22 protein-coding genes and 1 pseudogene are annotated in these 23,067 nt (G+C 51.6%); 3 read left to right on the top strand and 20 right to left on the bottom strand.

From position 1 onward, the window contains the following. Positions 1–36: 36 nt before the first annotated feature. The 8 genes and pseudogenes from NSQ73_RS13235 to pdhA all read right to left on the bottom strand — a co-directional run bounded on the left by NSQ73_RS13235 (position 37) and on the right by pdhA (position 9,770). The gene (locus NSQ73_RS13235) at positions 37–1,524 is read right to left on the bottom strand and encodes a glutamate synthase subunit beta (protein WP_042137832.1); all 1,488 of its coding nucleotides are present in this window, start codon (positions 1,522–1,524) and stop codon (positions 37–39) included. Between the two features lie 236 nt (positions 1,525–1,760). Then, complete coding sequence (locus tag NSQ73_RS13230; RefSeq protein WP_340986766.1) at positions 1,761–2,252, bottom strand: dihydrofolate reductase; 492 nt, start codon at positions 2,250–2,252, stop codon at positions 1,761–1,763. A gap of 49 nt (positions 2,253–2,301) precedes the next feature. After that, complete coding sequence (gene thyA, locus NSQ73_RS13225) at positions 2,302–3,096, bottom strand: thymidylate synthase (RefSeq protein ID WP_042137834.1); 795 nt, start codon at positions 3,094–3,096, stop codon at positions 2,302–2,304. Between the two features lie 326 nt (positions 3,097–3,422). Next, a pseudogene (locus tag NSQ73_RS13220) lies at positions 3,423–4,396 on the bottom strand (S66 family peptidase). A gap of 133 nt (positions 4,397–4,529) precedes the next feature. Next, positions 4,530–5,942: a dihydrolipoyl dehydrogenase gene (lpdA, locus tag NSQ73_RS13215; RefSeq protein WP_039299144.1), complete on the bottom strand. Its 1,413-nt coding sequence runs from the start codon at positions 5,940–5,942 to the stop codon at positions 4,530–4,532. Positions 5,943–5,945: 3 nt separating this feature from the next. After that, complete coding sequence (locus NSQ73_RS13210; protein ID WP_340986765.1) at positions 5,946–7,601, bottom strand: 2-oxo acid dehydrogenase subunit E2; 1,656 nt, start codon at positions 7,599–7,601, stop codon at positions 5,946–5,948. Between the two features lie 108 nt (positions 7,602–7,709). Continuing rightward, complete coding sequence (locus NSQ73_RS13205; protein WP_042137842.1) at positions 7,710–8,687, bottom strand: alpha-ketoacid dehydrogenase subunit beta; 978 nt, start codon at positions 8,685–8,687, stop codon at positions 7,710–7,712. A gap of 15 nt (positions 8,688–8,702) precedes the next feature. After that, positions 8,703–9,770, bottom strand: a complete 1,068-nt coding sequence (gene pdhA, locus NSQ73_RS13200; RefSeq protein WP_039299153.1) for a pyruvate dehydrogenase (acetyl-transferring) E1 component subunit alpha — start codon at positions 9,768–9,770, stop codon at positions 8,703–8,705. A 266-nt stretch (positions 9,771–10,036) separates the two neighbouring features. On the opposite strand from pdhA, the gene NSQ73_RS13195 reads away from it, so the two are divergent. Then, the gene (locus NSQ73_RS13195) at positions 10,037–10,768 is read left to right on the top strand and encodes an alpha/beta hydrolase (RefSeq protein WP_042137844.1); all 732 of its coding nucleotides are present in this window, start codon (positions 10,037–10,039) and stop codon (positions 10,766–10,768) included. Between the two features lie 144 nt (positions 10,769–10,912). On the opposite strand, the gene NSQ73_RS13190 is transcribed toward NSQ73_RS13195, so the two are convergent. Then, positions 10,913–11,377 (bottom strand): low molecular weight protein-tyrosine-phosphatase, encoded by a 465-nt coding sequence (locus NSQ73_RS13190; RefSeq protein WP_042141256.1) that lies wholly within the window; start codon positions 11,375–11,377, stop codon positions 10,913–10,915. Positions 11,378–11,545: 168 nt separating this feature from the next. Between NSQ73_RS13190 and NSQ73_RS13185 the strand changes: the two genes are divergently transcribed. Together NSQ73_RS13185 and NSQ73_RS13180 are read left to right on the top strand one after the other, a co-directional pair. After that, complete coding sequence (locus tag NSQ73_RS13185) at positions 11,546–12,187, top strand: thiamine diphosphokinase (protein WP_076243015.1); 642 nt, start codon at positions 11,546–11,548, stop codon at positions 12,185–12,187. A gap of 281 nt (positions 12,188–12,468) precedes the next feature. Then, a complete protein-coding gene (locus NSQ73_RS13180; RefSeq protein WP_171715943.1) occupies positions 12,469–13,008 on the top strand; it encodes a C40 family peptidase in 540 nt (179 codons plus the stop codon). Between the two features lie 110 nt (positions 13,009–13,118). Here the strand turns inward: NSQ73_RS13180 and NSQ73_RS13175 are convergent, their stop codons facing one another. The 11 genes from NSQ73_RS13175 to NSQ73_RS13125 all read right to left on the bottom strand — a co-directional run bounded on the left by NSQ73_RS13175 (position 13,119) and on the right by NSQ73_RS13125 (position 23,030). Then, complete coding sequence (locus tag NSQ73_RS13175; protein WP_340986764.1) at positions 13,119–13,877, bottom strand: response regulator transcription factor; 759 nt, start codon at positions 13,875–13,877, stop codon at positions 13,119–13,121. A gap of 130 nt (positions 13,878–14,007) precedes the next feature. Further along, entirely contained in the window at positions 14,008–14,310 is a 303-nt protein-coding gene (locus NSQ73_RS13170; RefSeq protein ID WP_340986763.1) for a Dabb family protein, read from the bottom strand. 16 nt (positions 14,311–14,326) lie between these two features. Beyond that, positions 14,327–15,397: a ThiF family adenylyltransferase gene (locus NSQ73_RS13165; RefSeq protein WP_340986762.1), complete on the bottom strand. Its 1,071-nt coding sequence runs from the start codon at positions 15,395–15,397 to the stop codon at positions 14,327–14,329. A 114-nt stretch (positions 15,398–15,511) separates the two neighbouring features. Then, the gene (locus NSQ73_RS13160) at positions 15,512–17,068 is read right to left on the bottom strand and encodes an ABC-F family ATP-binding cassette domain-containing protein (RefSeq protein WP_042137854.1); all 1,557 of its coding nucleotides are present in this window, start codon (positions 17,066–17,068) and stop codon (positions 15,512–15,514) included. Positions 17,069–17,213: 145 nt separating this feature from the next. Beyond that, positions 17,214–18,743, bottom strand: a complete 1,530-nt coding sequence (locus tag NSQ73_RS13155) for a serine/threonine protein kinase (RefSeq protein ID WP_340986761.1) — start codon at positions 18,741–18,743, stop codon at positions 17,214–17,216. A 117-nt stretch (positions 18,744–18,860) separates the two neighbouring features. Further along, a complete protein-coding gene (locus NSQ73_RS13150) occupies positions 18,861–19,928 on the bottom strand; it encodes an SAM-dependent methyltransferase (protein WP_340986760.1) in 1,068 nt (355 codons plus the stop codon). Next, positions 19,925–20,707: an ABC transporter ATP-binding protein gene (locus NSQ73_RS13145; protein WP_042137857.1), complete on the bottom strand. Its 783-nt coding sequence runs from the start codon at positions 20,705–20,707 to the stop codon at positions 19,925–19,927. The genes NSQ73_RS13150 and NSQ73_RS13145 overlap by 4 nt, the downstream gene beginning before the upstream one ends. Next, positions 20,707–21,030 (bottom strand): thioredoxin family protein, encoded by a 324-nt coding sequence (locus NSQ73_RS13140; protein ID WP_340986759.1) that lies wholly within the window; start codon positions 21,028–21,030, stop codon positions 20,707–20,709. Before NSQ73_RS13140 ends, NSQ73_RS13145 begins: the two co-directional genes overlap by 1 nt. Further along, the gene (locus NSQ73_RS13135; RefSeq protein ID WP_331281731.1) at positions 21,027–21,368 is read right to left on the bottom strand and encodes a cyclic-phosphate processing receiver domain-containing protein; all 342 of its coding nucleotides are present in this window, start codon (positions 21,366–21,368) and stop codon (positions 21,027–21,029) included. The genes NSQ73_RS13140 and NSQ73_RS13135 overlap by 4 nt, the downstream gene beginning before the upstream one ends. Continuing rightward, on the bottom strand, positions 21,368–22,225 hold the full coding sequence (locus NSQ73_RS13130) for a deoxyribonuclease IV (RefSeq protein ID WP_340986758.1): 858 nt from the start codon (positions 22,223–22,225) through the stop codon (positions 21,368–21,370). The genes NSQ73_RS13135 and NSQ73_RS13130 overlap by 1 nt, the downstream gene beginning before the upstream one ends. Further along, positions 22,215–23,030, bottom strand: coding sequence for an Fpg/Nei family DNA glycosylase (locus tag NSQ73_RS13125; RefSeq protein ID WP_340986757.1), 816 nt, complete (start codon positions 23,028–23,030; stop codon positions 22,215–22,217). Before NSQ73_RS13125 ends, NSQ73_RS13130 begins: the two co-directional genes overlap by 11 nt. Positions 23,031–23,067: the final 37 nt, after the last annotated feature.

Below are 23,067 nucleotides of genomic sequence, written 5' to 3'. Positions count from 1 at the left end.
TATTATATTAAGGCTAAAAACTCATTGTCTTATTATCTAAACGAGTACGGTCGAACCCATCAGATATCTATCCACTTCACGTGCCGCTTCACGGCCTTCGTTGATCGCCCAGACCACCAGACTCTGTCCACGGCGCATATCTCCGGCTGCGAATACTTTATCCACATTGGTGTTGAATTTACCGTAACGGGCCTTTACATTACTGCGGCGGTCCGTATCCAGCTTGAGCTCCTCAATAATATCCTGCTCCGGTCCGTCGAAGCCGATCGCGATCAGCGCAAGCTGAGCGGGATAGACAGCCTCAGTTCCCGGAACCGGCTGGTAAATCTTCCGTCCGGTCTCGTCCACCATACGGCGGATTTGCACGGTGTGCAGCTCCTTGAGGTTGCCTTCTTCATCGCCTACAAACTTCGTAGTCATGATGGAGAATTCACGGGGATCTTCACCGAAGACCGCCTTGGCTTCCTGCTGGGCATAATCCAGCGTATAGACATTAGGGAATTGCGGCCATGGGTTAGCAATCGGATCGCGCTCCAGCGGCGCCTTGTCATGCGTACCGAACTGTGTAATACTGCTGCAGCCGTGACGCAATGAGGTAGCCACGCAGTCGGAACCCGTGTCCCCGCCGCCAAGTACGATAACATCCTTGCCGGCAGCCGATACATAGTTGCCATCCTCCAGATTGGAATTCAGATAGCTCTTAATCGTACCGTTAAGGTAATCCATAGCGTACATTACGCCATTCAGCTCATTGCCTTCTACATTGAAGCGTCTGGCTTTGGTCGCTCCGCCGCAGAGTACAACGGCATCATATTCATCCACCAGCTGCTGTGCCGGAATATCCTTGCCGATTTCTGTGTTCACTACAAACTGGATGCCTTCCGCTGCCAGCAGATCCACACGGCGCTGCACGACACGTTTGTCCAGCTTCATGGTAGGGATACCATACATCAGGAGGCCGCCGATGCGGTCACTGCGTTCAAAGACCGTCACAGTATGGCCCGCTTTGTTCAGCTGGGCTGCTGCCGCCAGACCTGCCGGTCCGGAGCCGACAATGGCAACCCGTTTGCCTGTGCGTTTCTCCGGAGGGTTCGGTACCACCCAACCCTCTTCAAAGCCTTTGTCTACAATTGCCAGCTCAATGGTCTTAATGGTGACAGGCTGGCCAATCAGGCCGACGGTACATGAACCCTCACAGGGTGCAGGACAGATGCTGCCCGTAAATTCCGGGAAATTATTCGTCTTGTGCAGGCGTTCCAGCGCTTCCTTCCACAATCCCCGGTAGACAAGATTATTCCATTCCGGAATAAGATTATGCACCGGACAGCCCGAGGTACCGCCGCTCATATCTATGCCGGTATGGCAATAAGGTGTTCCACAATCCATACAGCGGGCACCCTGGGTCCGAAGCTCGTCCTCGGTCAGATGCTCATGGAACTCTTCCCAATCCTTGATGCGCTGCTCGGGATCCCGGTCCCCTGGGAGCTGGCGCTTATACTCCATAAATCCAGTAGGTGTAGACATATTTACGTTTCCCCCATCCGTTCTCTTCGTGTTGATGTATAGTACACTATAACATACCTGCGGCAGAAATATATCTAATGCAGCGTAGGTGAAGAACCTGCATATTTTATACTACCTAGTGAAATATCATTTCTAATTTTAATTATAGTAGCATTCAATACTTTCACACTGTAATGGACTAATCTGCTGATTATTTGTACTATTTCACATCTTGTGTCAGAGAAAACGCTTTTTCGTTACTCCCTGCGTTCATATACAAAAAAACGGTAATCATAAGGATTCTGTTCATTGCGAATCCCCTGTGTACTTGAGATTTCGTTCCACTGGCTCCAGTTGACCTCCGGAAACTTCGTATCGCCCGCAATATCCGCGTAAATCCGCGTGACCAGCAGCTTATCAGCATAAGGCAGCATCAGGCTGTAGATCTCAGCTCCGCCGATCACCATCAGCTCATCCTCTTTACGGCCTTCTGCCAGGGCTTCTTCCAACGAGTGTACAACCTCCGCACCTTCCGGCGCAAAGCTGTGGTCCCGGGTCAGAATAAGGCTGGTGCGGCCTTTAAGCGGCTTCCCGCCGAGAGAGTCCCATGTTTTACGGCCCATCAGCATTCTTTTGCCGAGTGTCTCTGCTTTGAAATAAGCGAAATCCAGCGGCAAATGCCAGGGCATATCGTTATTCTTACCAATCACACCATTCGAAGCCATCGCCCAAATCATGGTGATACTCATATTCATGCCCTCTTTTCCATGAAATCATAGATTAGGTTTCCGGACAGGGTTATATAGCAACCGGCGCTTTGATCCCCGGATGATGGACATAGTCGGTAAACTCGAAATCCTCAAACGTATAATCAAAAATACTGTCAGGCACCCGGCGGATATTCAGCTTCGGCAATGCGTAAGGCTCCCGCGCGAGCTGTGTGGCCACTTGCTCCATATGATTTGTATATATGTGCACATCGCCGCCTGACCAAATAAATTCACCAACCTCAAGCCCTGTCTGCTGGGCCACCATATGGGTGAGCAGCGCGTAGCTGGCTATGTTAAAAGGAAGCCCCAGGAACGTGTCCACAGAACGCATGGTAAGCATACAGGAGAGCTTCCCGCCCGCTACATAGAACTGAAACACAAAATGGCATGGCGGTAGCTTCATCTGCTCAATCTCGCCTACATTCCAGGCACTGACGATATGACGGCGCGAATCCGGATTATGCTTAATCGACTCAATAACATTCGCAATCTGATCGATATGGCGTCCGTCCTTGCTCTCCCAGGCACGCCACTGCGAACCGTATACCGGTCCCAGCTCACCGTTCTCATCCGCCCATTCATCCCAGATGGAGACTCCATTCTCCTTCAGATAAGAAGTATTGGTATCCCCTTTGAGGAACCAGAGCAGCTCATGCACCACCGATTTCAGATGGATGCGTTTGGTGGTCATCAGCGGAAATCCCTTCGACAGATCGAAGCGGAGCTGACGCCCGAATACAGACACTGTGCCTGTGCCGGTTCGGTCGCCTTTGGCTGTACCGTTGTCCAGTATATCCTGTAATAAATCCAAGTAATTACGCAAGCAGTATCGCACCCCACTCTCTTTTTTTCTTATACCAGTTTACCATGACCTGCCCGTGCTTGTAACTTGTTCGCGCGTAGAAAATGTTATTTCCTGCGGACAGCAAATACTGACAAAAGCAGTTTTTCCTAATCCTGATAATAGAGGGAATTAACTAGCGGAATTCCCGCACTAAAATATGATGATTACTTTTGAGACTACAACTCATCCGCCGATACGAACAGACAGCTAACATGTACAGGAATCTGTTTAGTAATTATTTGCTTAAGCACCCTCTGCAGCTCCAGCACATGCTCTGTCCCGTTGTTCATCATGCTCTGCCTCCTCTACTCCCAGATCTTAAGCTCTACCTTCTCCTGCAATGCTTGCAGTGATGCTCTTCCTCCTATGGGAAAAGTGATTATCGGCGATGCGTGGCCAAAATTAACATCAGCAATCACGGGGAGCTGCTCCAGCTCCTTTTTGGATTTGATGATGGTGTGCAGGATCTCGCGGCTCATTCTCGACCCCCGCTGAAATCTGCCTAGTGCCAGTCCTTTGACCCCTGAGAACTCCGGCTGCTGAATCAGCGATACCAGATCACGGTCAAACACTTCAGGATAGACCTCGAAATCATCCTCCAGAAACAGAACCGAGCCTTCCAGATCCGGCATGTACTCCGTTCCGTGCAGCAGGCTGAGCGTACACAGATTTCCGCCGAGCAGCGTACCCTCCGTTTCGCCTTCGTTAATGTTATAAGGGCCGCTATTTTTTCAAAAACCCGGTTCTCCTGATCTATAAACCAAGCGTCATCGCTCCAATGTTCAGAGGGCTCTACGGTGACGGCTTCATGACCCATCATCATTTTCGTGAAACACTCCACAGTATACTCATTACCGAGCTTCATGCCGAAAGTGGAGAAATGGGGTCCGGAATAGGTGAGCAGGCCTGTCTTGGCGTATATTGCGTTACTCAGCACAGTAATATCTGAATACCCGCACAACCGCTTGGGGTTGGCCGCAATGAGGTCATAATCAAGTTCACGCAGCAGCTGATTGCTGTTATGTCCGCCCAGGGTTGTCAATATTCCTTTGACCTGGGGATCGCTGAAGGCATTATGTATATCTTCTACTCTGGAAGCAACGGATGATGAGCCGAAGATATCTTGTTCATAAGCATGTCCGGCAAAAGAAACTGTAAAACCAAGCTTCTCCAGCAGTTTCGTGGCATGTTCGAGCTGATCTTTGGCTATGATCCCCAGGCTGTTTGCCGGTGATATAATTCTGATTTCGTCCCCTGTTTTTAATTTCGCAGCTTGCATGATCCCACTCCCCGTCAAAATAAAATACCGGCCCCGCTCCTCTGCCGCCGATTGAAAAGAGGATGTCCCCTTAACCATTCTACATGGCCTTGGAAACATCCTCTTATGATTATACCCGTGTAGGCGTAAGGTATTATTTAATCACGTGAATCGGGTGTCCTTCTACCAGCTCAGCCGCTTCCATGACGATTTCGCCTAGGGTTGGATGCGCGTGGATCGTCAGGGCGATATCTTCGAGCGTAGCGCCCATTTCAATGGCCAGACCCAGCTCAGCGATCAGGTTGGAAGCTTCGATACCGACGATTTGCGCGCCGAGCACCTGATTATTGTCGCTCTTAGCCACAATCTTGATGAAGCCTTCCGGAGCATTCAGGGAAACGGCACGGCCGTTGCCTGCGAACGGGAATTTGCCGCTCTTCACAGCATAGCCCTTGTCCTTCGCTTCTTTCTCAGTCAGACCTACGCTGGAGCATTCAGGATCTGTGAACACTACTGCAGGCATAACTTTGTAGTCAACAACCGATTTGTGGCCGGAGATTGCTTCAGCAGCAATTTTACCTTCGTAAGAAGCCTTATGTGCCAGAGCAAGACCGGGAACGATATCGCCGATGGCAAAGATGTTAGGAATATTAGTGCGTCCCTGGTGGTCGACTTTGACCAGACCGCGTTCGTCCAGCTCAACACCGATCAGATCCAGACCCAGTTCACCGTCAGTGTTAGGACGACGTCCTACAGTTACCAGCAGGTAATCGGCAGTCACTTCTTTGGACTCGCCGCCCACGGAGTACTTCACGGTTACTTCCTTGTCGTTCTGAACCGCACTTTCAGCTTTGGCGTTAGTCACAATTTCAATACCGGTCTTCGCCATGTTCTTGGCAACCAGACGGGTCATGTCTTTGTCAAAGCCAGGCAGAACAGTGTCCAGACCTTCAATGATCGTTACTTTGGTGCCGAATTTGGAATACATCTGGCCAAGCTCTGCTCCGATATAGCCGCCGCCGATAACAATCATGCTCTTCGGAATTTCCGGCAGATCAAGCGCTTCAGTCGAGGACAGAATACGTCCGCCGAACGGGAAAGGCTTCAGTTCAATCGGACGGGAGCCCGTTGCGATGATGCAGTTATTGAATTTGTAGCGCGGGGATTCATGATCATTGAACAAACGGGCTTCGTTTGTGCTGATGAACATAGCTTCACCGCTGAATACTTCAATTTTGTTGCCTTTCATCAGGCTGGTTACCCCTGAAGTCATTCTTTTGACAACGCCGTTTTTGAACTCCTGGGTTTTGGCCCAGTCCACTTTGACGTTCTCGGCAGTAACACCGAATACTTCGCCGTGCTGAGCAGCCTCGAATTGATGAGCTGCAGAGATCAGCGCCTTGGAAGGAATACAGCCGCGGTTCAAGCACACGCCGCCGAGTTCCGATTTATCTACAATGATTACCTTTTGGCCGAGCTGGGCGGCACGAATTGCCGCCACATACCCGCCGGGACCTGCACCAATTACCAATGTGTCGATTTCGATTGAAGCGTCTCCGACTACCATTTATTACACCTCCATAACTAACATATCAGGATTTGCAAGCAGGGTCTTAATGTAATTCATGAAGTTCTGAGCGGTTGCACCATCGATAATACGGTGGTCAAAGCTCAGGGACAAAGCCATAACAGGAGCAGCGACGATTTCGCCATTCTTAACGACCGGCTTCTCAGTGATGCGTCCTGTACCCAGAATCGCAACTTCAGGGAAGTTGATAATTGGGGTGAAGAACATACCGCCTGCGGAACCGATGTTGCTGATCGAGATGGTGCTGCCTTTCATTTCATTCGGAGCCAGTTTGCCGTCGCGTCCGCGGACTGCCAGATCTGTAATCGCGCTTGCGATCATCCAGATGCTCTTGCGGTCAGCGTCTTTGATTACAGGAACGATCAGACCGTTGTCTGTATCTGTAGCGATACCGATGTTGTAGTATTTCTTGTAGACAATTTCGTTCGTTGCTTCATCAATCATAGCATTAAGCGCAGGGAATTGACGGGAAGCTGCAACGAGTGCCTTCACGATGAACGGAAGGTAAGTTACCTTCACGCCTTTCTTCTCGGCTACAGGTTTCATACGGGCACGGAAGGCTACAAGCTCAGTAACATCCACTTCGTCCATAATGGTAACATGCGGTGCTGTGTATGCCGATTTAACCATAGCATTGGCAATGGCTTTACGGATACCCTTGAATGGTACGCGTTCTTCTTCCAGGTTTGCATTGCCGGAAGCTGCCGGTGCAGCTGCTGCCTTAGCTTTTGGAGCTTCTGTTGCTGCTGCAGGTGCAGATGCCGCCGCCGGAGCCGATGCCGCAGGTGCTGCTGATCCGCCCTTCAGGAAGGCTTCTACATCTTCAAGTGTGATCTTGCCGTTCTTGCCGGAGCCATTTACCTGAGAGATGTCAACACTCTTGTCACGGGCAAATTTGCGTACGCTAGGGGTTGCCAGCACTTCACGGTTAGGAGCCGGAGCTGCCGCCGCCGCTGCTGCTGGAGCCTGGGAAGGAACTGCTGCCTGCGCACCAGACGCTTCTGCATGGCCGCCTTCCTGCTGAGGAACATCGCCTTCTGCAGCAATGATTGCCACCACTTCGCCTACACGGCATACTTGACCGTCTTTGGTGAACACTTCTACTACTGTACCGTTGACAGGAGAAGGAACTTCAACTACAGCCTTATCATTCTGAACTTCCATGATGATATCATCGTCGGTGATTTTGTCGCCGACCTTGATATGCATCTTGATGATTTCCCCTTCATGCAGACCTTCGCCGAGTTCAGGGAACTTATATTCAAAGTTGCTGGTTCCGCCTGTTGCAGGGCTGCTGGCTGCCGGAGATGATGTTGTATCTGCTCCGCCCTTTGCTGCATCTGCTTCCTGGGAAGCCTGTTCTGCAGGATGGCCGCCTTCCTGTTCAGGAACTTCGCCTTCTGCATCAATAATTGCAACTACTTCACCTACGCGGCATACCTGACCGTCTTTGGTGAAGACTTCAAGCACTGTGCCGTTAACCGGACAAGGAACCTCTACTACTGCCTTGTCATTCTGAACTTCCATTACGATATCGTCATCGGTTACTTTGTCGCCGGCTTTGATATGCATTTTGATAATTTCGCCTTCATGCAGACCTTCGCCCAGCTCAGGGAACCGGTACTCAAATTTTGCCACCTTGATAACCTCCTAAAAGTTATGTTTACATCCGCTTAGTTTGTAAGCAGTACAATGTATTGCAGAAACGGGTGCCGCCCTTTTGCAAGGACGGCAAGGTCATTTCTCTTAGAATTCCATTACTTTCTTCACTGCCGCAATGACACGCGCCGGTGTAGGAATCCAGGAATCCTCGATTTGTGCGAACGGGAAGATTGTATCAGGGCCAGCTACACGAAGCACAGGAGCTTCAAGATGCAGCAGAGCTTTTTCATTAATTTGAGCAATCACTTCAGCGGCTACGCCGGAGCTCTTTTGTGCTTCTTGGACTACAATGGCACGGTTGGTCTTCTTAATAGAAGCGACAATCGTATCGATATCAATCGGGCTAACCGTACGCAAGTCGATAATTTCGGCTTTGATGCCGTCTTTTTCGAGCTGATCGGCCGCTTTGGTAGCAGTATGTACCATCAGGCCGTAAGTGATGATTGAGACATCAGTTCCTTCGCGTACTACATTAGCTTTACCCAATTCAACGGTGTATTCACCTTCAGGCACTTCTGCACGGAAAGCATGGTACAGGTTCAAGTGCTCCATGAAGAATACAGGGTCATTGTCGCGGATCGAAGCGATCAGCAGTCCCTTGGCATCGTATGGATTGGAAGGAATAACAACCTTGATACCCGGGCTCTGGGCAATCAGGCCTTCCAGGGAATCGGTATGAAGTTCGGCTGCTTTAACGCCGCCGCCGAATGGAGTGCGGAAGACTACAGGAGCATTGTATCTGCCCCCGGAACGCCAGCGCAGGCGGGCAGCCTGAATGACGATTTGATCAAGTGCTTCGAAGATGAAGCCTACGAACTGGATTTCGGCAATCGGGCGGAAACCCTGTACGCCGAGACCGAAAGCCAAACCTCCGATTGCGGATTCAGCCAGCGGAGTATCGAAGACACGCTCCTCGCCAAATTCCTTTTGCAGCCCTTCCGTTACACGGAACACGCCGCCTACATTACCAACATCCTCTCCGAAGATAAGAACATTGGGGTCACGAGTCAGTTCAACGCGCATTGCGTCACGAATTGCTTCTTTCATATTCATCTGTGCCATTGCCTGATATCCCCCTTATTCAAAATCGGCTTTTTGTTCTTCAAGATGTTTCGGAGTTACCTCGAACATGCTGTCGATCAAGCCGGGAATGGTCATTTTTTCGGTCTGTTCTGCTTTTTTAATCTGCTCGTTCACAGTTGCTTTCGCTTCTTCTCTTACGCGCAGAGTGTCTTCTTCGGTCCAAAGGCCTTTTTTCTCCAGGTACTTGGCAAGACGGGCAATCGGATCTTTCTCATTCCATTGTCCTTCTTCTTCCTTGGAGCGGTATTTACTGGCGTCATCGGACAGGGAATGTGGACGGAAACGGTAAGTTACGGCTTCAATCAATGTCGCGCCTTCGCCTTTACGGGCACGTTCAGCAGCCTGCTGAACAGCGGAGATTACCGCGAACACGTCCATACCATCGATCTTGATTCCCGGAATGCCTGCTGCAACCGCTTTGTGGGCGATCGATTTAGCTGCCGTCTGCTTCGCGAACGGAGTTGTAATCGCATAGCCGTTGTTCTGAACAAAGAAGATTACAGGAAGTTTGAAGACACCTGCATAGTTAAGGCCTTCATAGAAGTCACCTTCGGATGAACCGCCGTCACCTGTATAAGTAATAGCTACATTAGCTTGTTTCTTCAATTTGAATCCCATTGCAATACCGGTAGCATGCAGGATCTGTGCTCCGATAATGATCTGCGGCATAAGTACATTTACGCCTTCAGGAATCTGTCCGCCGTGCTGATGTCCGCGGGAATACAGGAAAGCCTGATATAATGGAAGTCCATGCCATACCAGCTGTGGAATATCGCGGTAGCCCGGGCAGACGAAATCTTCCTTCTGCAAAGCGAACTCGCTGCCGATCATCGTAGCTTCCTGACCGGATACCGGTGCATAGAAGCCGAGACGGCCTTGACGGCCCAGGTTGACGGCACGGTCATCCCAAGTACGGGTAAATACCATACGGTACATAATTTCTTTCAGTTGGTCATCGGTAAGATCAGGCATCATTTCCTTGTTGATAACTTCTCCATCCGGGGAAAGTACCGAAAGGGCTTCAACGTCCTCTGTATACACTTCATAAGGAACTCTAGTCATTATCTTCACCTCAATAAAAAAATTTGAATATCAGTGGTCTCTGTTATAGAATTATTATACACCTGTTGTAGCTGTTTCGTCAAAGAAATACGCATAAAATTTATGTTTCCATAAATTTTGTATGTATAACAGGCTTTGGAATATCCTATAACAGATAGAAGGATATTATTCAAGTAAATGATATATCCCACATTTGCCGCTTGGGTAATTTTAACGTAACACTTAGTCTAATGCAAAAATCCGACATGAAAGGTGACGATTGGACAATGAGCGAACCTGTTTTTCTGAAACGTACAATAGTGAAACAAACACTGTGGAGCGAGCATCTGCAGGAGGAACGCAAGCTGCGCATTTATCTTCCTCCCGGCTATAACGAAGTCCTCAGTTACCCGGTGGTCTACTGCCAGGACGGGGAAGAATTCTTCAACTTCGGCCGGATCGCCACGCTTGCCGGGCAGCTGATTCTGGAGCAGGATGTGGATCCCTTCATTATAGTGGGTGTCGAAGTGAACGTAGCTGTCCGCACCGAAGAATACGCTCCGTTTGGCAGCCGCTTTAAGCAGTACCTTGCATGCTTCGCCGAAGAGATTATTCCCTTCATTGAACATAATTATCCTGTACGGCGTACGCCGGAAGAACGAATCATCGCCGGCGATTCCCTGGGCGGCAGTGTCTCCCTGCATCTTGCCCTGGCTTATCCCGCCTTATTCAACCGTGTGCTCAGCCTCTCCGGCGCCTATTACCCCGAAACCCGCCAGCAGCTGGAACAGGAAGATGATCTCTCCTGGCTTCAGATCAATATGGTCGTCGGTCTGCAGGAGCGAGACTACAAGACTGATACCGGAATCTACGATTTCGTAGAAATGAACAGGGAAACCAAAGCGATGCTGGAGTCAAGGGGAGCCACCGTATCCTACCGTGAGAAGGACGGCCGCCATCTCTGGGGATTCTGGCAAAAAGAGCTACCGGAATCATTACTCTATTTCTTCAACCGCTGAAACAGCCTTTAAGGCCTAAAAAGTGAACATCTTCCGAACTTATGTACGTTGTGCAGGTGAGTGCGCTTTCAGTACAGGGCGGGCATACGGTGCCCGTCCTTAAATGTAAGGACGGCAACCGGTCATGCTGCGGATCTATGCCTGCTACAGCTTCTCGGTAATAATACGTTCCAGCAGCACTTCACAGCCGGCATTCACCAGATCATATACCTGCTCGAAATTTCCGGTAAAATACGGGTCCGGCACTTCACGAAGCTCCTCGTCCGGCAGCAGATCCATGAAGAATAACAGCTCCGACTTCTCGCCTCCGGGAATTTTGCGAACATTGTCCCCATTGGACTTGTCCATGCAGATTATATATTGAAACTTCTCAAAATCTTCGCCGCTCACCAGCCGGGCTGTCATGTGCTCATAGCTGATTCCATGCAAATCCAGAATCCCTCTTGTGCCCTCATGCGGCATCTTGCCGATATGCCAGTCTCCGGTTCCGGCTGAATCCACAGTGATTTGACTGGACAATTGCCGCTGCTCTATTTTGTGGCGCAGAACTGCTTCAGCCATCGGCGAACGGCAAATATTGCCCAGACATACGAATAACACGTTTACGATCTCTCTCACCCCCCGTGACCATTTATGCCTTCCAATCCGCGGATAAGTCTTGCGGCGAAATGCATCTGACTTCATTTTAGCGTTATGGCAGCAATTGTACAACTTTTCAAACTGCATTATACTGTTCAGGGTGACTAACTTAATAGCCACAACAAGGAGGGGATCACATTGCCATCTGGGCGTGTTGTCATATTTGCAGGCGGTGAGCTATCACCGGATGGTTTGCACCTATTAGATGAAGAGGATTTTATTATCGGAGCGGACCGGGGGGCACTTTTCCTGATTGATCACGGATACACACCTGATATTGCCGTCGGAGATTTCGATTCCGTCTCCCCCGAAGCGCTGCTGCTGATACAGGCGGGAAGCAAGGAAACCATCAGCTGTGATCCGGTCAACAAGGACCTGACGGACAGTGAAATGGCGCTGGATCTTGCCCTGAATACACAGCCTGAGTCCATTCTCCTTATGGGTGTAACCGGAACCCGTATGGACCATACACTGGCCAGTATCCAGATGATGACCCGGGCACTGCAGCGTCAGGTCGCCTGTTCTATCATGGATGCGAATAACTATATTACGCTGACCGGCTCGCATGCTGTAGTCGAGGAACGCGGGTATACCTATGTCTCTCTGCTGCCTTTGACACCGGAGGTTACAGGAATTACGCTGCAGGGTTTTCAATATCCGCTGGAGAATGCCACCCTTAAGCTGGGCCAGTCTCTGGCCGTAAGTAATGTGCTGCTTGCCGCTAGCGGAACGGTTACTATTGAGAGCGGACTTCTGCTGATTATCCAGAGTAAAGACTGATTACATAGGTTTTTAGAGACATCACTGTAACCTTTGTTTCAAAAATGTAAAGCCGGGAATCTCCTTACACAGTAAGGGTTTCCCGGCTTTTTTCTATGCCTGTTCAAGCTAAATATTAATATTTTGTAACTTTTAATGAAATTTTAATAAAACGCTTACAACGTAGACCCAGCCTGCATTTGAAGCCTCTGCTCCATAATTTAGGAAATAGATAACCTGCTATACTACGAATCAGAGAAAGAAACTAGAAAGATAAACACAAACCTGGGAGGTATTACTACATGAATAAGCAACAATGGTTTAAGCAAGCAATTGCTATTGGAATGTGCACAACAATCGGGCTCGGCACCCTAATGGCTACCGGAGCAGGCACAGCCCCTGCTGCTGCCGCATCCGTATCCTCTTCCGCTGTCACAGCAGAATCCGTATCCGCATCTTCAACCGGCTCAAGTATTGTCAGCTTCGGCAAAAAATATCTGGGTACGCGCTACCAGTTCGGTGCATCCACTTCTACTACAAGATACTTTGACTGCTCTTCATTTACTCAATATATTTTCAAGAAATATGGCGTTAACCTGCCGCGTACTTCCGTAGCCCAATCCAAAGTCGGATCATCCGTGAGCAAGGCCAATCTGCGTGTCGGCGATTTGGTGTTCTTCTCCAGCGGAAGCCGGGCAACAGGCAAGAATGTAACGCATGTAGCAGTCTATGCAGGCAACGGCAAGATTCTCCACACTTACGGTTCACCTGGAGTAACGATTTCAGATCTGAATTCGGGCAACTGGAAAAAAACCTACCTGAAAGCACGCCGCGTACTGTAGACGCATCTGATCAGCTCTCTCTTATTAAATATTAAACGTGCTTCATTCACGATTTGTTGCAAGTCCATAGCACGGTTCTCAAAAAAGCCGGAGAGTCAGTTAAGTATTCCCTAACCTGTGACACCGCTCTCCGGCGCCCGCAGTACATATCCGGTTCCGCGTACCGTATGTATCAGTTTATTCCGGTGGCCCTTGTCTATCTTCATACGGATATGCCGGATGTAGACATCCACCACATTAGTGTCAGCGTGAAAATGATACCCCCATACCTGCTGTAAAATCTCGTTTCTGGGACAGATTTCACCCAGATTAACGGCAAGATAGTACAATAGGTCGAATTCCTTGGGGGTCATCTTCAGCTCTATTCCGTCCCGGCTGACCTGCCGGCGGCTGGGATCGAGCAATAAGCCATCCACCTTAAGCAGCGAAGCCGCTCCTCTGCGGCGTCCGGTAAGCTTCAATAAATTGAGCACCCTGCATTTGAACTCACCGGTATGTACAGGCCTCGCCATATATTCATTGCCCCCTGCATCAAAAGCTGATACAGCTGCCGGACCACGCGCCTCTTCATCCCCTCCGGATATCACCATTACCGGCAGAACCATCCCCCCTTCCCGCATTTCTGACACTACCCTCCAGCCTGACCAGCCTGCGGGTTCACCCAGCTCTGCGAGCAGCAGCACTGGTTCTTGACCAGACAGCAGCAAGCGAAGATCCTCTACATCTTCGCTTGTTGCTGTCTTCATACCCAGCTCACGGATTGCGGCTTCAAGCTCCGCACGACCCTCTTCCCGTTTCTTGCGTTCCGCCTCAGATTCCCGCACCTCCGGCGCCGGACCGGGCGCATACCAGGCAATGATTTCATTCACAATGAAGTCCCCCCACCTTCCACCTTTGTACCGGCTGTACCGGCGCAGATGAAGCTTAGAGTTCCCGTAAAGCAAAGAGACCATTCCAGGGAATGGTCTCTTTGCTTTACTTTGCTTAGGCTACGGACGATTAAGTCACGAAGTCAATCTCCTGGAAATCGGCTACCTCAACCTCCCAGCGTTTTGCAACAAATGCCTGATGCTCGGGATGGCTATTATAGGCATCATAAGCCGCCTGGTCTTCGAACTCCATCGAGAAGCCATACTGGAAGTCACATTTCATACTGATCTGGCGCAGCACCTCGAAATTCTTTACTACCGGAATGGCGCTGAGGATCTCCGCTCCGTCCCGCAGGAAGGCAGCAGTCTCCGCAGAGTCCGGGGCATGCTTCAATGTAAAAATAGCCATATGCCTGATTGTTCCATTCTTCATCTTATCCTCCCCTTCGTTACCCGAAATACCGGTGATAGAAGCTGCGTGCCGCAGCAATATCACTGGTTCCATGAATTAATGCCCTCCCGTCAGCAAACACAACCATACGGTAAGGCTCCTCTGTAAAGGAGACCAGATACGGATTGCTCTCTACCTTGCCGCTATTCAGCCCGGAGAGGCGGGCGGCAGTCTCCTGCAGATTGAGGCTCCGGCGCTGCGCCGGGCGGATCTGCACCGTATCCCGGCCGCAGAGCACGTCACTGCGCTCAGTATTGGATGCTGACAGATACGGATAGACCGGACGGTCACCGCAGGATGGACAGTCTACCTTTTTCGCCGCCTTGACGCCAATCTCCTGCTGCTCGCTCTGCCAGACATCGAATGTCAGCAGCTTGCCGCGCAGCTTCTCTTTGTACCCGCCGAGCAGCTTCAGCGCCTCAGCCGTTCCATTCGCCGTAACCATCTGTACAGCTTGCGGCAGAATGCCGGCCGTATCACAGGTATCCCCGCCCAGCGGGATAGTACCCAGCAGACAATTCAGACAGGGCGTTTCACCCGGCAGGATGGTGTATGTAATTCCGTAGCTTCCGACACAGGCGCCATAGATCCAGGGAATGCCGTGTTTTTGCGCCAGGTCATTCATGATCAGCCGGGTGTCGAAGTTATCCGTCCCGTCCATAATCAGATCCACCCCCGGAAGCAGGCTCTCCATCTCCTCTGCACGCACATCCAGTACATGGGCTTCAAGCACGATTTCCGAGTTAATCTCCAGGAGTCTGGATTTGGCCGCAGCCGCTTTGGGCATCCTCAGACGGGCATCCTCTTCCGTATACAGCTGCTGACGCTGCAGATTGCTCCACTCTACATAATCGCGGTCCACAAGGATGAGCCGGCCTACCCCGCAGCGCGCCAAAGTCTCGGCAATCCCTGTACCCAATGCGCCCATTCCTACTATCAGCACACTTGAACGCGCCAGTCCCTGCTGCCCCGCAGCCCCGAACGGAGTAAAGCGGACCTGTCTAGAATACCTTCCGTCCCGTCCCGCCGCTGATGCCGGAGCCAGTTTGTCATTGTCATTAGGACCCATTCCTGAACAGCCCCCTTTATCCAATAGAAAATGTTTATTCCATTTATCACTCTATATTATGAAAATCCGGGAAACAGCGCCTTGCAGCGCTCCTCCCCGGACGTTGTAATTCATCTATACAGTCTGAGCAGACCACTGCTCCACATTCCATACCTTCGTTACCCAATCCTCGTAGAATTCCGGTTCATGGGAGACAAGCAGAATCGTCCCTTTGTATTCCTGCAGCGCCCGTTTGAGCTCTGCCTTGGCAACAATATCAAGGTGATTCGTAGGCTCATCGAACAGAATCCAGTTGCTCTCACGCATCAGCAGTTTACACAGACGTACTTTGGCCTGCTCGCCACCACTCAGCATGCTAAGCGGACGGGTAATATGTTCATTCTTCAGCCCGCAGCGTGCCAGATGGCCACGTACTTCATTCTGGGTGAGACTTGAGAATTCATTCCATACATCTTCAATCGGGGTAATATTCTCCGCCTTCATTTCCTGCTGGAAATACGCTGAACTCAGGTAATCCCCCAGATAGGTTTTGCCGCTGTAGGTCGGGATTACGCCTAGAATCGTTTTGAGCAGCGTGGATTTGCCGACACCATTGTACCCGACAATAGCAATCTTCTCTCCGCGTTCAATCATCATATTCAGCTTGCTTGGCAGCAGCGGACGATCATAACCAATCTCGAAGTCAACGCCTTCGAACACGGTCTTCCCGCTGGCCCGGCTCTCTTTGAACTGGAAGGTCGGCTTCATCGCCTCTTCCGGACGGTCAATCCGTTCCAGACGCCCAAGCTGCTTCTCGCGGCTCTTGGCCCGGCCCGATGTGGAAGCCCGCGCTTTATTGCGCTGGATGAAGTCTTCCTGCTTTTTGATGAAATCCTGCTGCTTCTCATACGCATCAATGTGCTGAGCTTTGTTCATCCCCGCCATTTCCAGGAATTTCTCGTAGTTTGCCGTATAGCGGGTCAGCTTCGAGAACTCCAGATGATAGATCACATCTACGATTTTATTCATAAATTCCGTATCATGGGAGATCAGCATGAAGGCATACGGATAATTTTTCAGATAATTGGTCAGCCAGTCAATATGCTCCACATCGAGATAGTTGGTAGGCTCATCGAGCAGCAGCACATTCGGTTTCTCCAGCAGCAGCTTCGCCAGCAGAACCTTGGTCCGCTGCCCCCCACTCAGGCTGGTTACGTCCCGGTCCAGACCGATCGCCGACAGGCCGAGGCCGCCCGCCATATCCTCCACCTTCACATCAATCATATAAAAGTCGCCGATGTCCAGCTGTTCCTGAATCGTGCCCATCTGATCCAGCAGCGTTTCCAGCTCTTCGGGAGTGGCGTCGCCCATTTTATCAGTAATGGCCAGCATTTCAGCCTCCAGCTCCAGCAGCGGCAGGAAGGCATCTTTAAGCACATCGCGTACCGTTTTGCCTGCCGTAAGCTGGGTGTGCTGATCGAGATAGCCGTAACGGACACGCGGAGTCCACTCTAATTTGCCGCTGTCCTTCAACAATTTACCGGTCAAAATATTCATCAGCGTCGACTTGCCCACGCCGTTAGCTCCAACAATTCCTACATGCTCTCCATCCAGCAGGCGGAAAGATACATCCTTGAACAATACCCGGTCCCCAAAGTTGTGGGAAACGTCTTCTACAGTAAGTAAACTCATAAATTCTCCGCAAGCTCCTGTCTATATTATAAATATTACAAATCGGGTTAAGCACATACATCACTCCATTCTAGCACACCTATGTCCTGCGCCGAAATAGAAAATAAGCCTAATTCCTGCAAAACACGCAGAAAAAGTAGTGATTTCAACGTTTTTTCTGAAATATTCCACTATTTTTTGCAGGAAATCGTTTGTCCGTTCCCAGTCCAAGCATCTCTCCAACCGCTTGACCCAGCTTCCCTTTGGGCTGAAAAGGGTCCTGCTGAAGCGGCAGGCTGCACACATTGGCTTGTCCCAAAGCAGAAGCCAGAAGCGCTGCCGCTGAACCGCCGGCCAGCGGCAGACAGATCCGCCAGTCCGGCTGAGGGGTGAGACCGCTGCGGCGCAGCCAGTGCAGCGTATCCTCCAGCCGCCAATCCGCCCCGGAGGCCACCAGCACCGGCCTGCCGCTGGCCGTGAAGGCGGGCAGCGCCCCTTCGTAACCGCCTGTCCCCAGATCCAGAACCACGAAGGAATACGACTTCCCCGTCCGCTGAGGTAGTCCGTCAGCAGGCGCAAGCTTCCAGAAATCTACGTTGCTCCAGGTAAAGGGATGCTCCGGCAGCACTACACCATGGCTGGCACTTCTTTCAGGCACTTCTGCCATTCCTTTAATGCGATTAAATACTTGCGCTTCAGGAGCGCATTCCACCCAGGCGGTGTGGCCAATCTGCGACAAATAATGGCTCACAGCCAGTGAAGTATGCGTTGTCCCCAGTCCCGGAGCTACGCCCAGCACAGCCACTACTAAGGTCTGCCGGGACTGCAGCCTAACAGAAGCGGCCTGTAAATCCGGCTTATGCTCCGGCGCTGTCAGCTCTGCGGCTTCGGCTTCAAGCGGTTCAAGCGCTGACAGCACCTCCTGGGCACTGCCGTACCGCTCCTCCGGATGATGACGCAGTAGGCGCCGTATTACCGGAATCAACCGGTCCGGAATGCTGCCATGCAGCTTCCGTTCCATTCCCGGCTGCCAGCTGCTGAATTGTCCGCCGGAAGCCATGTACAGCAGCAGCGCGCCCAGCCCGTACAGGTCAGACAGCGGACTGCTCTGTGCACTGCCATATTGCTCCGGGGCAGCGAAGCCGGCGGTTCCCAGCTTCTCCGTGTCTTCATCAGATCCGGTTCTCAGCTTACGCGCAATACCGAAATCAATCAGCCGCAGCTCATGAGGCCCGGTCAGCATAATATTGGAGGGCTTCAGGTCACGGTATACGATCGGCGGATGATGACTGTGCAGGTATTGCAGGACCTCCAGCAGCTGCCTGGCATAGCTGATAATCCGCCCTCCCGTAAGGGCTGCCGGATGCTCAATCATGGATTGATGCAGGGTTACCCCTTCAATGTAATCCATCACCAGATAACTATAGCCGTCACGGTCCGGCGGGAAGAAATCGCCAATCCGCGGCAGCTTAGGATGATTCAGTGAGATCAGCAGCTCTGCTTCTGTCTGGATGGCTCCAATGCTATGCCCTCCCCCTTCCTTTATCACACTTTCCTTAACCGCCCATATCTTTCCCGGCAGCCGCAAATCCTCTGCCAGATATACACGGCTCATTCCTCCTGCACCGATAAGTCCGGTAATAGAGTAACGTCCTCCAAGGATTTGTCCGGTTGTCAGCTTGCCCGCTACATTCATCTTTTTTCCTCCTTATTGTCACACAAAAAAGGGAAAGCATCCGCCATCAGCACCTGGTACCGGCATGAAGCCGGCGGTGCAAATAGCGGGATGCTTTCCCTTTATCCATGAACCTAATTAATATTTAATCATATAAAGTGTTATTTCATCGCGGTTGTGAAACAGTTGCTTCGCGCGCTGAATCTGCATCCGTTCACCTTCGAACATGGTAATAATCTCTTTGATCATCGCCAGCGGCTTCTTATGCATCAGCTTCACCGTGACAATGGCAGTCCCGCCCGGAGTCAGACTATGGAGCAGTCCGGTGACCAGCTTCGCCATCAGCTTGGGACTCCAGCTCATATCACAGACCAGCAGATCAAATTCATTCTCACGGAATTTGACCTCCCCGGCATTTTTACGCAGAATCTTGAGTCCGGGATAATTACGCAGCGATTCATGCATCAGGGCCGGATCCACAGCGGTTACCTTAAGGCCGCGTTCCAGCAGGAACGAGGTCCAGCCGCCCGGGGAAGCGCCGATATCCACCGCATTCTTGAAGCTGTAGAACGGAATCGCGAATTCCTTCTCCGCCTCCATCAGCTTGAACTTGGCCCGGGAGATCTGCCCGTCCTCCTTGCGGAAGCGGATCATCCCGCCGTTCCAGCTGGAGAGATTCTCTTCCGGCCGGGATACACCGGCATACAGGGCTTCTCCATCTGCATATACGGACACCACCCATGCCGGCTCCTGTACGGTGAATTCTGCACCCAGACTGTCAAGCCGGCCCTGCAGCCACTCCCGCAGCTCTCCCGGGCTGTCTTCCCAGAAGGACGTGCTGCCCTTGCGGACATGCAGCGAGACCTTCTCACCCTCCAGCTCTGTCCGCCGGCTTAAGTATACGGCCAGCCTGTCCATAGCAGACATATCGCCTGTGTCCTGGAACTGCACCGGCTGGATATGGCGCAGGAAGATCGGCAGGTTCTGTGCCAGCATCCGCGATACCTCTTCAGGCTCTGCCTCCAGCGTTGCCAGGAACACTTCACCCGGCAGCAGCAAAGTACTTTTCACTGCTCCGAACAGGCGGCGCAGCTCCTCTTGTGCATAGGGAGCAAAGCCGTGGTTCGCGGTGCAGATGTATCTTGAAATTATTTTCTCATCAGGAGCCAGGTTTGGCTCGAGGGGTTCTTGCGTAAAATCATTCAAATCGATGTGCCTCCAGGTCTTATTTTTATCCAGGGACGGCCGCTATCCCATTCAACATCAACAGGTATATCGAAAGTGTCCATCAGCATTTCCCTAGTCAGCACTTCTTCCTTAGGACCGGCTCCCGCCAGCTTCCCGTCACGGATCAGCGCTACATGGGTGAAGAGCGGTACAATCTCCTCTACATGATGCGTTACGTACACTACAGCCACATTGCGCTGCTTCAGCTTGTCGATCTCGGCCAGCATCTTCTCACGCTCGTAGAGATCAAGGCCGGCGCAAGGCTCGTCCATGATCAGCAGCTTGGGCTCTGCTATCAGGCAGCGTGCCAGCATCGCTTTCTTGCGTTCCCCCTGGGACAGGGTACCAAACGGATGGTACGCCAGTTCGCTGAGATTCATATCCTCCAGCAGCTTCAGCGCCTGATCCTGCACACTTTGCGGGATTGCCTGATAAAAGCGCAAATAGGCATAAGCGCCAGTTGCGACGACTTCCCATACGGGATCGCTGAGCGAGAGCTTTTCCATCAGGGACGGGCCAATATAGCCGATTTCCTTGCGTACCTCACGTACATCACACTGGCCGAATTTGTAGCCCAGCACTTCAACGGAACCCTTGCTTGGAAACAGGTAACCGGTCATCATTTCCAGCAAAGTGGTTTTACCGGAGCCGTTACGCCCGAGAATTACCCAGTTCTCGCCTTGCTTCATTTCCAGAGATACATCATCAAGAATCAGGCTTTGTTCCCTGCGCAGGGAAAGATGTTGTAAAGATATCATTATGAGGTCACTCTCCTTATGTAATCCAGTACCCGTTCTACCGAGCCCATTGAATAAAAGATTTCCGGTTCAGCGCGGCGGTCCGCCGGCACTACCATCAGTGCAGGCACACTGGATATACGGTACGTGTTTACAAGTCCGGGCAGCATATTTACGTTGCCCTCAGCAATCAGAAGTCCGGGCGGCAGCAGATGCTGCGCAACCTCCAGCATACGACGTGCGGCCTTGCAGGTCCCGCACAGCGGGGTATACAAGAACACTGCAAGAGGTTCTCCCGGCCTTCCGAGCAGCTCCATCAGCTCTTCCTGATTCATATCCTTCATCCAGCCGCCGCTCCTGCAGCAATTTCCTGCAGCCTCTCCAGCCCAAGCGGGCCATTGTGCAGCTGTGTGCCGGCAGGCACGGCCGGATACAAGATTTCGTACATTTCCTTGCGCCCCTCAAGGCTGGAGGTGTGCAGATAGATTTCCCGCGGGAATAATCCTTCGAGCACCATCCTTTTGACCACTTCACCGCCGCAGAAATCGTCCGGGCCCATATCATAATCAAGCGACAGAATATCAACCGGGCCGCTGCGCAGCATCAGCAGACACTCTCCGGTGGTTCTGGCCAGCGCAAAACCGGAAGGCCGTCTTCTCATATCGTCCATATATATATTCATCACGATTCATCCTCCGCTTCAAACCAATGCCTGACTACAGCAATTTCCGCCCTGTGAGTGCCGTCAGGCCCTTTTTCCGTTTCCATCGCAATCGCTGCCACCTTGCGCAGAGAAGCAGAAGTCAGCAGTTCTCTCAGCGCCTTAACTCCAATATGGCCTTGCCCGATCTGAGCATGTCTGTCCCGCCTCGAGCCGCAGGGGAACAGGGAGTCGTTCAGATGTACGGCAGCAAGATGTGGCCAGTAGCCGAGTGCTTCTCCCCTCTGCAGCAGCTCGTCAGTATTCTGCGGATTCCATATCCCTGATGCAAAGGCATGACAGGTATCGAAGCAGAAGCCGATTTTCTCCGGATAGCGGCTCAGTTCACGGACTTTGACCAGCTCTTCCAGCGTCATGCCTTCATGGCCGTGATTGCCTGCCATGTTCTCGATCAGCAGCTTTGTCTGGCCTTCCCATCCTGACAGGGTGTCATTTATACATTGTATAATATTTTGATAGCCTTGTAATGGCTCCATTCCGGCAAAATGGCCAAAATGCACCACAATGCCCAGGGATCCGCAAGCCTCGGCGATCTCGAGATCATTGCGCAGCGAAGCAGCCATAACGGCTCTGCCTGCGGGATCTGCGGCCAGATTGGTCGGATAAGGGGTATGGGCAATGGAGACCATCCCCTGTTCCCGGCAATAATCGGCACATAAGTGCGCATCCCGGTAGTCAACCGGCTTAAGCTTCAGACTGCGCGGATTCTTAGGGAAATATTGGAAACATGACGCGCCGCTCTCCCTGGCGGACCGGGCAGCCTGCCCGTATCCGCCGCGTATGCTGACATGTGCCCCTATACCGGGATTAAGCGTCATGCTGACAATCCGGGCAATAAAATACCTTGCGTCCGGACTGTTCTGTCTTGATAATCGTTCCCCCGCCGCGCAGGCAGGGTTCGCCGCCACGGTCGTACACTTTACAAGCATTGTTGTAAGAGCCGGTAACTGTATCTCCGGTCATGAACGGCATTTCCATATAACCGCCAATCTCGGTTGCCTCCGTCAATACCTTGCGCACACTGTCATACAGCCGGGTTACTGCCTCTGGTGACAGATTCTGAACGAGCGTAGAAGGCAGAAGTCTTGCTTCAAAGGCAATCTCGTCGGCATAACAATTGCCGATTCCGGCCATAACATGCTGGTTGACCAGCAGACTCTTCAGCGCACCGCGGCGTCCTTTGAGCAGTCCGGCGAAGCGTTCAGCCGTCATCCTCCGGTCCAGCAGCTCCGGTCCAAGCTTACCCATTGCCGCTTCGCTTTCCTTAACAGAAAGGAGATGCAGGTATCCCAGGCGCAGGCCCATGAAGTAGAGGATATGCTCTCCAAAAGCCAGTTCAACCTGAGTAGTCCGGTCCGGACGCTCTTCCTCTGTCCCATAGAACAAAAGTCCGCCTAACATCAGATGAAGCAGCAGTCTTCTGCCGTCATGCAGATGGAAGAGGATATGCTTGGCACGGCGCTCTACGAACACAACACGTGCACCAACCAGACCGTTCACGAAATCTGCTGTCTCCATATTGATTGTTTTTTCTCGGTTTACGGTTACCCCCGTAATTGGAACATTTATTAGATGCTGGCTCAGCAGCTTTCTGTAATTCTCCATTTCCGGCAATTCCGGCATATTGTCATCTTCCCTTCCAGGTTGGTAAAAGGCATAC

It is taken from the genome of Paenibacillus sp. FSL R10-2736, assembly GCF_038000245.1.
GTDB lineage: Bacteria > Bacillota > Bacilli > Paenibacillales > Paenibacillaceae > Paenibacillus_AQ > Paenibacillus_AQ phytohabitans.
Note: the sequence above shows the minus strand (reverse complement) of the source record. Positions and strands in the feature narration are given on the sequence as shown.

Excerpts from the sequence above, each read along its gene's own strand:
- NSQ73_RS13235 (WP_042137832.1), bottom strand. The coding sequence starts at position 1,524 with ATGTCTACACCTACTGGATTTATGGAGTATAAGCGCCAGCTCCCAGGG.
- NSQ73_RS13230 (WP_340986766.1), bottom strand. The coding sequence starts at position 2,252 with ATGAGTATCACCATGATTTGGGCGATGGCTTCGAATGGTGTGATTGGT.
- lpdA (WP_039299144.1), bottom strand. The coding sequence starts at position 5,942 with ATGGTAGTCGGAGACGCTTCAATCGAAATCGACACATTGGTAATTGGT.
- NSQ73_RS13205 (WP_042137842.1), bottom strand. The coding sequence starts at position 8,687 with ATGGCACAGATGAATATGAAAGAAGCAATTCGTGACGCAATGCGCGTT.
- pdhA (WP_039299153.1), bottom strand. The coding sequence starts at position 9,770 with ATGACTAGAGTTCCTTATGAAGTGTATACAGAGGACGTTGAAGCCCTT.
- NSQ73_RS13195 (WP_042137844.1), top strand. The coding sequence starts at position 10,037 with ATGAGCGAACCTGTTTTTCTGAAACGTACAATAGTGAAACAAACACTG.
- NSQ73_RS13180 (WP_171715943.1), top strand. The coding sequence starts at position 12,469 with ATGAATAAGCAACAATGGTTTAAGCAAGCAATTGCTATTGGAATGTGC.
- NSQ73_RS13170 (WP_340986763.1), bottom strand. The coding sequence starts at position 14,310 with ATGAAGAATGGAACAATCAGGCATATGGCTATTTTTACATTGAAGCAT.
- NSQ73_RS13165 (WP_340986762.1), bottom strand. The coding sequence starts at position 15,397 with ATGGGTCCTAATGACAATGACAAACTGGCTCCGGCATCAGCGGCGGGA.
- NSQ73_RS13160 (WP_042137854.1), bottom strand. The coding sequence starts at position 17,068 with ATGAGTTTACTTACTGTAGAAGACGTTTCCCACAACTTTGGGGACCGG.
- NSQ73_RS13155 (WP_340986761.1), bottom strand. The coding sequence starts at position 18,743 with ATGAATGTAGCGGGCAAGCTGACAACCGGACAAATCCTTGGAGGACGT.
- NSQ73_RS13145 (WP_042137857.1), bottom strand. The coding sequence starts at position 20,707 with ATGATATCTTTACAACATCTTTCCCTGCGCAGGGAACAAAGCCTGATT.
- NSQ73_RS13140 (WP_340986759.1), bottom strand. The coding sequence starts at position 21,030 with ATGAAGGATATGAATCAGGAAGAGCTGATGGAGCTGCTCGGAAGGCCG.
- NSQ73_RS13135 (WP_331281731.1), bottom strand. The coding sequence starts at position 21,368 with ATGAATATATATATGGACGATATGAGAAGACGGCCTTCCGGTTTTGCG.
- NSQ73_RS13130 (WP_340986758.1), bottom strand. The coding sequence starts at position 22,225 with ATGACGCTTAATCCCGGTATAGGGGCACATGTCAGCATACGCGGCGGA.
- NSQ73_RS13125 (WP_340986757.1), bottom strand. The coding sequence starts at position 23,030 with ATGCCGGAATTGCCGGAAATGGAGAATTACAGAAAGCTGCTGAGCCAG.